The organism is Marinobacter flavimaris (genome assembly GCF_045057155.1).
GTDB classification, from domain to species: domain Bacteria; phylum Pseudomonadota; class Gammaproteobacteria; order Pseudomonadales; family Oleiphilaceae; genus Marinobacter; species Marinobacter manganoxydans.
Map to the genome: position 1 here is coordinate 714,567 of NZ_CP171359.1, position 13,306 is coordinate 727,872.

General features: G+C 57.4%; 11 protein-coding genes and 1 tRNA gene. 5 read left to right on the forward strand and 7 right to left on the reverse strand.

The features are described from left to right. Positions 1-33: 33 nt before the first annotated feature. From ACGK9W_RS03430 to ACGK9W_RS03440, 3 genes are all read right to left on the reverse strand, one after another. A complete protein-coding gene (locus ACGK9W_RS03430) occupies positions 34-612 on the reverse strand; it encodes a DUF3365 domain-containing protein (protein ID WP_405419067.1) in 579 nt (192 codons plus the stop codon). A 97-nt stretch (positions 613-709) separates the two neighbouring features. After that, entirely contained in the window at positions 710-1,384 is a 675-nt protein-coding gene (locus ACGK9W_RS03435) for a spermidine synthase (protein WP_053114849.1), read from the reverse strand. 90 nt (positions 1,385-1,474) lie between these two features. Next, positions 1,475-1,551 (reverse strand) — tRNA-Arg (locus ACGK9W_RS03440). An 87-nt stretch (positions 1,552-1,638) separates the two neighbouring features. Between ACGK9W_RS03440 and ACGK9W_RS03445 the strand changes: the two genes are divergently transcribed. Then, entirely contained in the window at positions 1,639-2,346 is a 708-nt protein-coding gene (locus ACGK9W_RS03445; RefSeq protein WP_273155965.1) for a TIGR04283 family arsenosugar biosynthesis glycosyltransferase, read from the forward strand. Continuing rightward, on the forward strand, positions 2,333-2,965 hold the full coding sequence (locus ACGK9W_RS03450) for a TIGR04282 family arsenosugar biosynthesis glycosyltransferase (protein WP_405419069.1): 633 nt from the start codon (positions 2,333-2,335) through the stop codon (positions 2,963-2,965). Before ACGK9W_RS03445 ends, ACGK9W_RS03450 begins: the two co-directional genes overlap by 14 nt. A gap of 5 nt (positions 2,966-2,970) precedes the next feature. Here the strand turns inward: ACGK9W_RS03450 and ACGK9W_RS03455 are convergent, their stop codons facing one another. Both ACGK9W_RS03455 and ACGK9W_RS03460 read right to left on the reverse strand, forming a co-directional pair. Then, complete coding sequence (locus ACGK9W_RS03455; RefSeq protein WP_405421163.1) at positions 2,971-5,793, reverse strand: insulinase family protein; 2,823 nt, start codon at positions 5,791-5,793, stop codon at positions 2,971-2,973. Positions 5,794-5,857: 64 nt separating this feature from the next. Beyond that, the gene (locus tag ACGK9W_RS03460; protein WP_008171428.1) at positions 5,858-6,157 is read right to left on the reverse strand and encodes a hypothetical protein; all 300 of its coding nucleotides are present in this window, start codon (positions 6,155-6,157) and stop codon (positions 5,858-5,860) included. 385 nt (positions 6,158-6,542) lie between these two features. Between ACGK9W_RS03460 and ACGK9W_RS03465 the strand changes: the two genes are divergently transcribed. Both ACGK9W_RS03465 and ACGK9W_RS03470 read left to right on the forward strand, forming a co-directional pair. Beyond that, the gene (locus ACGK9W_RS03465) at positions 6,543-8,528 is read left to right on the forward strand and encodes an SDR family oxidoreductase (protein WP_273084767.1); all 1,986 of its coding nucleotides are present in this window, start codon (positions 6,543-6,545) and stop codon (positions 8,526-8,528) included. 157 nt (positions 8,529-8,685) lie between these two features. Beyond that, on the forward strand, positions 8,686-10,398 hold the full coding sequence (locus tag ACGK9W_RS03470) for a cache domain-containing protein (RefSeq protein ID WP_405419072.1): 1,713 nt from the start codon (positions 8,686-8,688) through the stop codon (positions 10,396-10,398). 74 nt (positions 10,399-10,472) lie between these two features. On the opposite strand, the gene rnt is transcribed toward ACGK9W_RS03470, so the two are convergent. Continuing rightward, positions 10,473-11,129 carry a ribonuclease T gene (rnt, locus tag ACGK9W_RS03475; RefSeq protein WP_075267700.1) on the reverse strand — a complete coding sequence of 219 codons (657 nt, stop codon included), beginning with the start codon at positions 11,127-11,129 and terminating at the stop codon, positions 10,473-10,475. Positions 11,130-11,173: 44 nt separating this feature from the next. Next, positions 11,174-12,205: a dihydroorotase gene (gene pyrC / locus ACGK9W_RS03480; protein ID WP_053114884.1), complete on the reverse strand. Its 1,032-nt coding sequence runs from the start codon at positions 12,203-12,205 to the stop codon at positions 11,174-11,176. A 183-nt stretch (positions 12,206-12,388) separates the two neighbouring features. Here pyrC and ACGK9W_RS03485 point away from each other — a divergent pair, with 183 nt between their 5' ends. After that, the gene (locus tag ACGK9W_RS03485) at positions 12,389-13,306 is read left to right on the forward strand and encodes an OmpA family protein (RefSeq protein WP_053114885.1); all 918 of its coding nucleotides are present in this window, start codon (positions 12,389-12,391) and stop codon (positions 13,304-13,306) included.

Here is a 13,306-nt window from a genome sequence, read left to right on the forward strand (position 1 = left end):
TGTTCTCAATCGCTGAAGAAATGGCTAGTGCCATCAGTTTACTGGAACATCCCGCGTAACAACGAACGCGCCCCGCAAATCGCCCTCGGAGAAGCCGGTCGCCTTGTCTTCAGGATAGAGTTCAGCCAGTTTTGCCTTCACCTCCGGGGCGATGGACTTACCGTGACAGCCAAGGCAAAGTTTCTGTGTCGGGATGGCGCTCATATATTGGAACGCCGGCTGTCCGGACGCTTCGGAGACCTGCCAGACCTCCACCGGTTTTCCGTTCTTTACCGGCTGTCTGTCCATGGCCAGCAGCTGGATCTCCTGCCAGTCGGTCGGGGTGTTTTCCGGGTTCCGGACTTTCAGACTGGTCCGACTGATGACCCAGCCGCCGCTGCTGTTGTTGCTGGCGATTTCCGGTGCCACAGTCTTGCAAACACCAATACCGTTTGTGAGGCCGCCTTCTTTGATGGCCGCCTGGAGCGCCTGCTTCAGTGAGCCGCCGAAGCTTTTCACCAGGGAACGTGCTTCGGCAACCATTGCTTTCGGGCTATCTGCTTGGGGTTGCGCGAGAAGTGGCATGGAAAGCAAGGAGCATAGCAAGGCTGTTGTGATGGTCGGTTTGGTCATTGAATCTCTCCCGGGCTTCTTGGCTTTGGAATAAGTATATAACAAAAGAATAATCTCAAATTGAGCCAGGACAGATTCCGGTAGAGCCGATGAATGATTACCACGCCAGCCAGATAACGTGGCGGGCACCCTTGCCGGGTCGCAAGGCCCTCACAGTAACGGGCTCAACAGAAAATCCTGCCCGTCGCAGCCTCTCTGTGAAGGAATGCTCCTGGCCGGCAGACCAGTAGGCAAGGATGCCATCAGGTCGCAGGGCGTTCTGGGCGGCCGCAATGCCATCCGGTGAGTAGATCCAGTTGTTTTCTTTGCGGGTGAGGCCTTCCGGGCCGTTGTCGACATCGAGAAGGATGGCATCCCATTCGCCGTCGCTGTTTCTGAGTAATTCGGCCACATCACCAATGTGAACCTGCGCTCTCGGGTCGTTCAGCGGGTTGCCCGCCGCAGAGCCCAGCGGCCCGCGATTCCAGGCTTCTACTTCGGGAACCAGCTCGGCTACCGTCACCTGCGCATCGTCGCCCAGAGCGGCCAGCGCTGCTGCCAGCGTGAACCCCATGCCCAGGCCGCCGATAAGAACCCGGGGAGCAGGCTGATCGGCAATCCGTTCGCACGCCAGGGTGGCAAGAGCATCCTCCGAGCCGTGGATCCGGCTGTTCATCAATTCTCCGGTGGTGCCGGCAATTTTGATGGAAAATTCATCATTGCGTTGCAAAAGACGTAATCGGGTTCCCTTGCCGGGGATCATTGCGGTTCCGATTTCGGTAAAGCGGGCCATTGAGAAGTCCTGATGTCGGTAAGGAGGGGCAGTTTAGCTCGCCTGGAGCCAGGTTGAATATCACGGACCGAGAATCGGGGTTAAGAGAGGTGGTACCCCCGGCAGGACTCGAACCTGCTACCTTCCCCTTAGGAGGGGGACGCTCTATCCAGATGAGCTACGGGGGCATTATCGCGAGAAGGGCGGTATGATAGCGGGCTAAGACCTGAGGCTCAAGGTTCGGTCCGGTTTCAGAGAATGTCACGGAGTGTGTTTTGCCAGATCCTTTCTCGCTAAGCGTGATTGTTCCCGTGTGGATGGAAGCGGCAGGTGTAACCGACACCCTGCGCGCCCTGCAACCGATCCGTAACCGGGGGCATGAGGTGGTTGTCGTTGATGGTGGCAGTACCGATCGAACCGTTGAGCTGGCCCGGCCACTTTGCGACAGGGTGGTTGTGTCAGAGAAGGGCCGGGCGCTTCAGATGAACGCCGGCGCGGCAGTTGCAAAGGGCGATCTACTGTTGTTTCTGCACGCAGATACGCGCCTGCCGGAAGAAGCTCTGGAGCATCTCGCAAGTTTCGTCCATTCCCGTCGCGCCTGGGGGCGGTTCGATGTGCGGCTGAGTGGTGAGCGGCTGCTTTTCCGGGTTATTGCCTGGTTCATTAACCAGCGCTCGCGCCTGTCAGGCATCTGCACCGGTGATCAGGCCATGTTCGTACGGCGGGATGTTTTCGACGCCCTGGGTGGTTTTCACCCGATGCCGCTCATGGAAGATGTCGAATTCTCACGCCGTCTTTGCCTGGTGTCCCATCCTTTCTGTATAAAAGAGCCAGTCGTTACCGATAGCCGCCGTTGGCAGAAATACGGTGCCTGGCGAACGATTTTTCTGATGTGGCAGCTGCGCTGGCGGTATTGGCGTGGTGAATCGCCGGAGTCCCTGGCCCAAATTTACCGATCGGATGTGCGCAATGCCTCAAAGTAATCCGCCTGCGGCGGTTTTTCTCCAGTTTGCCAAATGGCCGGAAGCCGGACGGGTTAAAACCCGGTTGATGCCCGAATTGGGTGCGGTCGGGGCTCTCGAAGCCCATGTTCGGCTCACGCTGGCTGTGCTGGATAACCTGTGTGCGACCGGCTATCCGGTGGAATTCTGGTGGGATAGACCGGTGGATGACCGGCCCGGCGAGGCGGCCTCTATCATTGAAGAGCTTGATGCCGCCGGCCTGATGCAAGGCGTTCAGGAGGGCAGCACGCTGGGCCAACGGATGTATCGAGCGTTGAGCCTGTCTCTTCAGGATTATGACCGGGCATTGGTGGTGGGCAGTGATTGCCCCTCGGTCGATCCGGATTACGCCCGTAACGCCGTCGCGCTCCTGAAAGACTACGACGTTGTGCTTGGGCCCTCAGACGATGGCGGCTATGTCTTGATTGGAGCCTCCCGAGTGGCTGAGGGAATGTTGGATGACATTGCCTGGGGCACGCCGGAGGTTCTGGCCCAGACCTGTAAGCGCCTGAAAGCATCGGGGCTCAGCTATTGTTTGCTGGAGCCCCGTTGGGATGTCGACGAGCCCGAAGACTGGGCGCGCTTTCTGCGCACTCTTTGAGGACTCTAGCTGGCGGGCACCGGCGGCAGCTCGGTGAGCCTGCCAAGCGCCCGGTTTGCCTCCAGGCCATTCCCACCTGTAACCACTTCTAATGCCTGCTTGCGCTCCAGCACGGCCTTTCTGAAGGTTTCCAGCAATTGTGGTTTCCCGACCTGCTTGATCGCGTTGGCCAACTGCTGGCGGGAATCAAACGTGTCCATGCCCCGATCAATCTCACGCCAGTAGCGGCTGGAAATCTCGCCGAGTTGCCGGTCCCGCTCGAGTAGCTTGCTGATAACGGCCTGTTTCTCCCGATCAAGGCGTTCCGCTGTCAAAGCGGAGAGGGTTTCCTCAAAGCTGTTGGAGAATTTCTGAACCGCCTGGTCAATCTCTGCCGGGGAAGCGGAAGGTGACTGCACAACAAACCCCAAGGCCGGTGTTTCAAGCATTTCAAAAGGCGTTGCGTAAACGATGTAGCCCATCTGGCGGGTGGTTCGGATCTCTTCGTAGAACGGGCTGCTGATAATCTGGGCCAGCAGCCGGAATCGGGCCCGTTCCTCAAAGCTGGTGTTGTCTCCCTGCATGTATAGGGTATAGCCCGTGTCTGGATGGTCCACGTCGATGGAGACGAGGGTTTCATTATCTGGCAGCTGGCGCACCTGGCTTCGTGCTACCCGGACCAGCTCGCTGTTGCCCAGAACAATGGCGTCAATTTGCCGCGCGAGGTTAAGAGTCGAGGCCTCGGTGAGGTTTCCGTGCGCCATCATAACCGGGTCAACCTGTGACACCAGGGCTTCAGAGAAGGACTGCAGTTCCTCGAAGCTAACTTCCCGGGCGGCTCTCAGCTTGGCGTCGGTGGGCCAGGCGCCTTCGATGAGGGACGTCTGGATAAACTCAGAGGTCTGTTCGACGGGGCGATCCTTGGCCTTGTTCTGCAGGCCGTCAATCAGCTGCTGCCGCGCGATCTCGAAACGTTGTTCGGTCAGTTCCGGTGCAGCCACCTGGAGCAGAATCCGGTTCATCAGGGTATGGAGTTTGTCGTCGTAACCGCCGACCCGGACCGTGATACCCCTGAGATGCGGATAGACGCTGTAATCCAGGCCCGCAAGACTGGCGGAGTAAGCCCAGGCGTTCAGATTGGCATTGATAGCGTCCACCAGCAGCTGAGTGAGCACGTAGCTGCGTGCCGACGCTCGGGTGGCAGGCGTACGAAGGCCCACAAACACGTTGGCTTTCGGGGTATCAAACCGGGTATCCCGGGCAAACCAGACATCCATTCCCTCGATGGTTGCCAGTTGTGTCGGCTGCGCCATGGTTTTTCCGGGCACCATCGCCAGATCTTCCGGCACAAATGGATTCTCCGGCGGCAGGCGCAGCTGGGCAGCGAGTTCTGGCAGGAACTGGGTCCTCAGTGTTGCCGGGTCGAGTGGTTTTCGGGCCCACGCCGCTTCGTACCAGTCGGTTCGGTTCGGATTTTCAAGTTCAGGCTCCGGTGCCAGAACAAAAGTAAGGAGGTTGTCCGGCGTCAGCCTGTCCAGAATGTCGCGGTACTGTTCCGGCGCGAAGCGCTCAACCAGCCAGGGCGCCCGCAAAACGTCTTCGGCGGGATAGTCCTGGAGGTAACGAGAAAGGCGCATGGCTTCGTGCAGGGGGTTACCCTGTTCGCGGAATCGAAAATCGATGCGAGCCAGGTTCTGCATTTCCAGGAAACGCTGCTCGCTGATACCTTTCTGGCGAATCTTCTCGATGTAATCGAATACCAGCGGCAGGATGTCCTCATGGCGAGCCAGTCCTTCCGGTGTCAGGGAAATGCTGATTTCGAGGGTGGCGTTCTCGCCGGTATCCATGCCCAGACCTGCGGAAAGGCTTTCCGCCAGACCGGCCCGTTTCAGAACGTCGAACAGGCTGCCTGGGCCCTCGTGGCCGAGCAGGTTGGCCACGTAGCTGGCGGGTTTGGTGCGGTAGTTCGCTTCCTGGGACGGAATAGGGAACGTGAGCGACAGGCTTCGAACGTCCTTCAGTGCTTCTGCTGTGACCTTGGCTGGCAGCTCATCTGAGCGGTACAGGCTGGCGACGTGACGCTTGGTCTCAAGGTTGCGGTTTTCAATGGCATCGAACCGCCCTCGCACCATGGATTCCAGCTCGTCCAGGGTTTGGGGCCCGTAAACCGCCAGGCTCATGATGTTCGAGGAGTAATGCTGCTTCCAGAACTCGATCAGGTCCGGCCGAAGGGGATTTGCTTCCGTATTCTCAAGGGTGCTCAGGTTTCCGACGGCAAAGTGACTGAAGGCGTGATCCGGATTGCTAACGGCCTTCTTGACGGAATAGAAGCGTCGACCATCGTCTTTCTGTTTGGCGCTGAACTCCGAGTGCACAGCGTTGCGCTCACGATCCACCAGTTCGGCGGTAAATAAGGGCGCGGAAAATTGCTGGGCGAACCGATCCAGTGCCGGTTCCAGAAATTCGGCCTGAACATCGAAGAAGTAGTTCGTGTCCTGGAACGCGGTGAAGGCGTTGTGCTGGCCACCGTGGCTCTTGATGAACTGCTGGTACTCGCCAGGATCGGGGTATTTCTCGGTCCCAAGGAACAGCATGTGCTCGAGGAAGTGGGAGAGGCCTTCGCGCTCCGCCGGATCATCTCCGCTACCAACAGCAACGTTCATTGAGGCCGCTGCTTTGTCTGCATCCTCATCAGACACCAGAATGACCTTCAGGCCGTTGTCCAGTTCGATAAACCGGTATTGGTTGTCGTCATTGGGGCTCTTCTCCGGAATCTGCGCAGAAAGAGCAAGGGTACTGAACAGCAAAAGTATGAGCAGGGAAAACAGGCGTGAGATCGGGTTCTGCATGGAGTTCTTCCTGACGGTACGTGTGTTCATAGGCCCTCTGGGATCCGGAGAAGAGGTTTGCGAATCAGTGCATCAGCGCGTTGCGGGTGCTTTCAGGCTGCTGGTCAAGTGTTTTACGTGCCAGGTCTGCGGCTTTCTCACTGTCCAGCTGGCCCGAGGCAATACGCTCAAGAACCGTGGCCATGATGGCGACGGACTGGCGATAATCGGCGAACTCGGCCTGGAAGGCCTTGTCGATGGCCTCGTAGACCGCCTGAATTTTCTCTTCCCGTGAACCAGCGTTATCGGCTGTGTCGTTGATGGCCTTCAGGCAGGCCCGGGCAATCGAAATGTAGCGTTCCGCGTTGGGATTGTCTTTCTGCATAGTAGGGGTTCCGAAGGTCGGTGTTCCTGTGAAAACAAGAGATGCCAAAAGGCGCGATAAGTTCCCGATTATGTCATTGCTGGCGGGCGCTTTCATTGCATTGTGGTAATCCGGAAATTGAGCATGCACGGGGCAATTTCTGTGCTAGTCTCAAAAACATTGTGTCGACGAACCGGACAGGCATGTCCCGCTTGTCGGGTCAGAAATTTAGAGTAATAGCTCTATACAAAACAAAGGCTTACAGAGTAAAAGCTCTAAAAAAGTTCGATACATGAAGGTTGCAATTAAGTACAATGCCGGCGTTTCCTGAAAACTCTAAGACTTTAGTCGTATGGGTGCCGGCATGGATAGACAACAACAGAGCAACAGGCAGGGTGGAAGATTGATGAATTATTTCCTGACGGGTGGCACCGGATTTATTGGCCGTTTCCTGGTGGAGAAGCTTCTGGCACGTGGTGGCACTGTCCACGTACTGGTGCGTGAACAATCCCAGGACAAGCTGGACAAATTGCGTGAGCGCTGGGGCGCGGATGAAACCCAGGTGAAGGCCGTCATAGGCGACCTGACCAGCAAGAATTTGGGCATCGACGCCAAGACGATGAAAGCCCTGAAAGGGAAAATCGACCACTTTTTTCACCTCGCCGCCGTGTACGATATGGGCGCAGATGAAGAAGCCCAGCAGGCGACCAATATCGAGGGCACCCGCGCTGCGGTGAATGCTGCAGAAGCGATGGGCGCCAAACACTTCCATCACGTTTCTTCCATTGCGGCTGCCGGTCTGTTCAAGGGAATCTTCCGCGAAGACATGTTCGAGGAAGCCGAGAAGCTGGATCATCCGTACCTGCGGACCAAGCACGAATCTGAAAAGGTCGTTCGTGAGGAATGCAAGGTTCCCTTCCGCATCTACCGCCCGGGCATGGTGATTGGGCATACCGCTACCGGTGAAATGGACAAGGTGGATGGCCCCTACTATTTCTTCAAGATGATTCAGAAAATCCGCCACGCGTTGCCCCAGTGGGTCCCGACCATTGGTGTCGAGGGTGGGCGTCTGAACATTGTGCCGGTGGATTTCGTGGTTAACGCCATGGATCACATTGCTCACCTTGAGGGTGAAGACGGCAAGTGCTTCCACCTGGTGGATACCGATCCGTACAAGGTTGGCGAAATTCTCAACATCTTCAGCGAGGCTGGTCACGCACCCCGGATGGGGATGCGGATCGATTCCCGCATGTTCGGCTTTATTCCGCCATTCATTCGCCAGAGCTTGAAGAACCTGCCACCGGTGAAGCGTCTGACGTCGGCCATTCTTGATGACATGGGCATTCCGCCATCCGTGATGTCGTTCATCAATTACCCGACCCGTTTTGACGCCCGCGAAACCGAGCGCGTTCTGAAAGGCACCGGCATTGAAGTGCCCCGCCTGCCGGACTACGCGCCGGTGATCTGGGATTACTGGGAGCGCAATCTGGATCCGGACCTGTTCAAGGACCGCACGCTCAAGGGCACGGTTGAAGGTCGCGTCTGCGTGGTGACCGGTGCTACGTCCGGTATTGGCCTTGCAACTGCCCAGAAACTGGCAGACGCCGGCGCGATCCTCGTGATCGGTGCCCGCAAACTCGAGCGCCTGAAAGAGGTGGCCGCAGAGTTGGAGTCCCGGGGCGCAAGCGTACACGCCTATCCCTGCGATTTTTCCGATATGGATGCCTGCGACGAGTTCGTGAAGACCGTGTTGGATAACCATGGCCAGGTCGACGTGCTGGTCAACAACGCCGGGCGCTCGATTCGCCGTTCACTGGATCTGTCGTTCGACCGCTTCCACGATTTCGAGCGCACCATGCAACTGAACTACTTTGGTTCCGTTCGTCTGATCATGGGCTTTGCGCCCAAGATGCTTGAGAATCGCCGCGGTCACGTGGTCAACATCTCGTCCATCGGTGTGTTGACCAACGCTCCCAGGTTCTCGGCTTACGTGGCTTCCAAATCCGCGCTGGATGCCTTCAGCCGCTGCGCCGCTTCGGAATGGTCGGATCGCAATGTCACGTTCACCACCATTAACATGCCTCTGGTGAAAACGCCGATGATTGCGCCAACAAAGATCTACGATTCTGTCCCCACGCTAACGCCGGACGAGGCTGCAACCATGGTTGCTGATGCCATCGTCTACCGGCCGAAGCGAATCGCTACCCGTTTGGGTATCTCTGCCCAAGTGCTTCATGCCCTGGCGCCCAAGATGGCCGAGATCGTCATGAACACCGGTTACCGGATGTTCCCGGATTCACCGGCCGCCGCTGGTAGCCGTTCCGGGGAGAAGCCGAAGGTGTCCAGCGAGCAGGTGGCTTTCGCCGCCATCATGCGGGGCATCTACTGGTAACGCAGTTGCCCCCGAATCGAGTGGGAGGGGGAGTTATTTCCCCTCCCATATTAATGGGTTAAACGAGATTCGCCTCTTTTATAAAGTGTTCTGGGCTAAAGAAAACCAGCCGATAGCCGATGGTTAACATAAGAACAATATAAAAGAAGGGCTATTGATGACTCTCAAGAAACGTCTTTTGCTGACTTTGCTGCTGGTTGGCCTGCTTCCCGTCATTGCCATCTCGTTTTTTAACGCCGAAATTGCCCGACAGAGCCTGACGGAACAGGCGTTGCAACAACTCTCTATTGCGGCTACCAATAAGCAGCATAGTGTTGAAGATTATCTCAGCACTATTGCCCGGCAGCTGAAAGCCATGGCCAATAATCGCGGGACCCGAACGGCGGCCCAGGGGTTTGGTTTGGCATTCCAGAATTATGAAAAACTGGTACAAGAGGAGCAGTCGACCTTACGAGAAAACGTCGAGGCTTATTATCAGCAGAATTTTTTGCCACCCTTGCAGCAAAATGGTGGTGCTAACGGACGTTCAGCCTCGGACTTCGTTGCATCCCTCAGCAAAAACAGCCTGGCTCTGCAGATGGGTTACATCGTGGACAACCCGAATCCTGTGGGGCAGAAAGACGAATTGGTATCGGCTGACGTCCATATCGCGCAGTTTTATAACACGCTTCACAAACAGTGGCACACCTCGTTCAAGGAGTTTCAGGAGGCGTTCGGCTACTACGATATTTATCTGATTGATGCCGATACAGGCCATGTTATCTATTCCGTAGCCAAAGAGGTGGATTTTGCTACCTCCCTGAAAGACGGTCCTTACGCGGATTCTGGCCTGGCGGCAGCTTATCGTCAGGCGATGTCTGACGGACAGGATACTGCTCCGACTTTTGTTGATTTTACTCGGTATGTACCGTCCTACGGTGCGCCCGCCGGATTTGTGGCAACCCCCATATATTCCGAAAAAGATGAGCGGCTGGCCGTGCTGGCCTTCCAGTTCCCCATCGACAGCCTGAACAACATCATGATGGAACGAGATGGCATGGGCGAAACCGGGGATGCCTATCTGGTGGGGCCGGATAACCTGATGCGGTCAGACTCCTACCTGGATCCGGAAAACCGCAGTGTTGTCGCTTCCTTTGCCGACCCGGAGAATGGACGCATTAGTTCGACATCGGTGGATGAGGCCCTGGCCGGAAATTCCGGTGAAGGCGTGGTTACGTCCTACCGTGGCGAGCCAGTGTTTTCCGCCCACAGGCCAGTTACCGTAGGCGGGCTGAACTGGGCGCTGGTGGCGGAGATTAGCGAAGACGAGGCCTTGGCGCCGGTGCGTGAAATGTGGACGCTGGCGGCGATAGCCATTGCTATTGTGCTCCTGGCTGTGGCGGCCGTGGCGGTCTGGACCGCAGTGCGGATCATGAAACCCCTCGGCAAAGACCCGTCCGAATTGCAGGCACTGGCGGAACAGGTAGCTGCAGGTAACCTGGTCATTGATTCGTCCGACAGTGACAATGCCACGGGCGTATACGGCTCCATGCTCAAGATGGTGTCAGACCTGAAAGAAGTGATCTTCAAGGTTGAAGAAGCGTCCCAGCGCCAGGCCAGTGGTATTTCCGAGCGGGCAGGAGCCGTTGTATTGCGGCTTCGCGAGGCAGTGGAAGAGGTTGCCCGGATGTCCGGTATGGCGGAGCAGATTGCTACGGCTTCCGAAGAGCAATCAGCCACGGCCGAAGAAGTAACGCGCAACGTATCCACAATTGCTGAAAAGTCCTTGGAGACCAAACAGGCCATGGTCCAGATCTCCGAAGCCAGTGGTGACTTGGCGGAGTTGTCTCATCAGCTCAGGGATTCTCTGTCCCGCTTTAAAGTCAGCTGAGTATGAGGCGTGCCTTCAACACTTAGGCCTGGCACACAGAAAAAAACCCGCTGCGGCGGGTTTTTTTATGGCGGTTATTCGGTCTCTTCGGGGATCACCGGAGGCGGAAAGCCGCCCAGTTCTTTCCAGCGATTCACAATGCCACAGAACAGGTCTGCGGTTTTTTCCGCGTCATAGGCGGCGGAATGGGCTTCCTTGTTGCTGAACGGAATGCCCGCGAGTTTGCAGGCCTGGGCCAGAACCGTGTGGCCATAGGCCAGGCCGGCCAGCGTGGCGGTATCGAAGGTTGAGAAAGGATGGAACGGGTTACGACGGATGTCGGCCCGCAGCGCGGCTGCAAAGATGAAGTTATGGTCAAAGGTGGCATTGTGGCCCACCAGGACGGCTCGCTTGCAATCGTGGTTCTTCACCGCCTTGCGAATGGGGCTGAAGATCTCGCTGAGTCCTTCCCGCTCGGGTACCGCTTCTCGCTCCGGATTCCACGGATCAATACCCGTGAAATCAAGCGCGGACTGCTCCAGATTCGCGCCTTCGAAAGGATCGATCTGCTGAACGTGGGTTTCAGCGCGCCGCACCCAGCCATCGTCGTCCATGGTCAGTATCACTGCCGCCACTTCCAGCAGGGCGTCCCGCTCGGGATTGAAGCCAGCGGTTTCCACGTCGACTACAACAGGCAGAAACCCGCGAAAGCGGCGGGACATGGGATGCGGTGGTTTGTTTTCGTCAGTCACTCAAGCTCCGGTCTTGGCCGTGTGTGAGAAGGAATGAGTCAGGTTTACGCCAGTTTCCAGTGAACGGTTTCACCAGCCTTGAGGGGCACGATGGTTCCGTCAGCCAGCGGCAGCTCTGCCGGCATGGTCCAGGGGTCACGAATCAGGGTGATGGTATCGGTATTCCGCGGTAGGCCATAGAAATCCGGCCCGTTGAAACTGGCGAATGCTTCAAGTTTATCCAGGATGCCAAGCTCTTCGAAAATGTCCGCATACAGACCGATTGCGCCGTAGGCCGAGTAACAGCCAGCGCAACCGCAGGCTGCCTCTTTGCGATCCTTTGAATGGGGGGCGGAATCCGTGCCCAGGAAAAAGCGTTTGTCGCCGCTGGCCACCGCGTCCCTGAGCGCCTGTTGATGGCGGTTACGCTTCAGGATTGGCAGGCAATAGAGATGCGGTCGAATGCCGCCTACCAGCATGTGGTTGCGGTTGTACATCAGGTGCTGGGGCGTCAGAGTCGCACCGAGGTTGTCACCGGCGTGCTGCCGGACAAATTCTGCGGAATCGGCCGTGGTGATATGTTCCAGTACAACCTTCAGGTTCGGGAAAGCCTCGAGAGTGGGTGCCAGGACACGCTCCAGAAATACCTTTTCCCGGTCAAAAATGTCGATATCGGCATCGGTTACCTCGCCGTGTACCAGCAGCAGCATGCCACAATTGGCCATGGCTTCCAGAACCGGGTAGATGTTGCGGATATCCTTCACGCCGGAGTCGGAATTGGTCGTTGCTCCGGCGGGGTAAAGCTTGGCAGCCACAACGCCGGCAGCCCTGGCATCCCGGATGGTCTGCGCCGTCATGCTCTCGGTCAGATACAGCGTCATCAACGGCTCGAACTCGGTGCCATTGGCAGCCGCCAGAATGCGTTCCCGGTAGGCTGTGGCATCGGCTGCGGTGGTAACTGGCGGTACCAGGTTAGGCATGATGATGGCGCGAGCGAAGCAGGCGGCCGTAGCCGGTACCACGTCGTTGAGAATGTCGCCGTCCCGTACGTGAAGGTGCCAGTCGTCGGGGCGTGTGAGCGTGAGCTTGTCTGTCATGGCGTTTGTCCGAAATACCTTTGGCGGGGCGAGCTTGTGCCCGGTTCTCTGGGAGCCGAAAAAATTTGGCGAATTATACCAGAAGGCGCGGGTGATTGTTTTCCGGTTGGTGGCTAAAGAACTTCCGGCTCAGGCCGTTAAACAGTCTGACTCTGCTAACTCCGGACACTGATGGCTAGCTCTATGGGATTTCGCCCCGGACAACTCCTGAATACTCTGCTGGTTGCCACGTTGCCCGTGGTGCTTCTGCCGGCAACCGCGCAGGCTGCCAGCTATGGCGCCGGAATCGAGAACAGCCAGTGGTATCTCGCCGAGTCGGTATTTGAATGCCGGCTGGTGCACGAAGTTCCCGGCTACGGTCGGGCGGTGTTCAATCATCGCGCCGGTGAAAGTCTCAGCTTTTTCCTGGAGTCTGATTCCGCATTGATGCGACCAGGGCGCGGCAGCCTTGTGGTCGAGGCACCGGCCTGGCGTCCGGGTGTGGCGCCGAAGCCCCTGGGAACGGTCAATGTCTCGGATGATCGCCGTCAGGTCTCGCTGGATACCCGTCAGGCGTTCGTGGTCGCCCATGGACTTCTGGACGGGATGCGCCCGACGGTAACCAGGGAATCGTGGTTTGATGGCCGCCCGGTGCGGGTTCAGGTCTCCAACATCAACTTCGCCGGCGAGTACCAGCGTTATCAGCGCTGTACGTCCAATCTTCTGCCGGTAAACTTTGATCAGATCCAGCGCTCGAGGGTGCCCTTTGCCAGCGGCAGCACGCAATTGTCCGATGCCGACAGGCAACTACTGGATAACATCGTGGCCTATGTGAATGCAGATTCCACGGTCGAGCGGATTTTCGTGGATGGCCATAGTGACAGTATTGGAAGCCGGATCGACAACCGTGCGCTTTCCGAAGATCGCGCCAATGTAGTAGCCGACTACCTCAAGGCGAGCGGTATTGATGAAAACATGATTACCGTTCGGGCTCACGGCGACCAGTACCCGGTATCCAACCGGCCCGCCGATAACCGCCGCACCAATATCCGCCTGCAACGGGCCGGTGACCGCCCGGAACTGCAACAGGCCAACGGCTATGGCGGCGAACCCAGGGGCTGA

What these genes read in the sequence shown, in the direction of transcription:
- ACGK9W_RS03430 (WP_405419067.1), bottom strand. Translation starts at nt 612, where the DNA reads ATGACCAAACCGACCATCACAACAGCCTTGCTATGCTCCTTGCTTTCC.
- ACGK9W_RS03435 (WP_053114849.1), bottom strand. Translation starts at nt 1,384, where the DNA reads ATGGCCCGCTTTACCGAAATCGGAACCGCAATGATCCCCGGCAAGGGA.
- ACGK9W_RS03450 (WP_405419069.1), top strand. Translation starts at nt 2,333, where the DNA reads ATGCCTCAAAGTAATCCGCCTGCGGCGGTTTTTCTCCAGTTTGCCAAA.
- ACGK9W_RS03455 (WP_405421163.1), bottom strand. Translation starts at nt 5,793, where the DNA reads ATGCAGAACCCGATCTCACGCCTGTTTTCCCTGCTCATACTTTTGCTG.
- ACGK9W_RS03460 (WP_008171428.1), bottom strand. Translation starts at nt 6,157, where the DNA reads ATGCAGAAAGACAATCCCAACGCGGAACGCTACATTTCGATTGCCCGG.
- ACGK9W_RS03465 (WP_273084767.1), top strand. Translation starts at nt 6,543, where the DNA reads ATGAATTATTTCCTGACGGGTGGCACCGGATTTATTGGCCGTTTCCTG.
- ACGK9W_RS03470 (WP_405419072.1), top strand. Translation starts at nt 8,686, where the DNA reads ATGACTCTCAAGAAACGTCTTTTGCTGACTTTGCTGCTGGTTGGCCTG.
- pyrC (WP_053114884.1), bottom strand. Translation starts at nt 12,205, where the DNA reads ATGACAGACAAGCTCACGCTCACACGCCCCGACGACTGGCACCTTCAC.
- ACGK9W_RS03485 (WP_053114885.1), top strand. Translation starts at nt 12,389, where the DNA reads ATGGGATTTCGCCCCGGACAACTCCTGAATACTCTGCTGGTTGCCACG.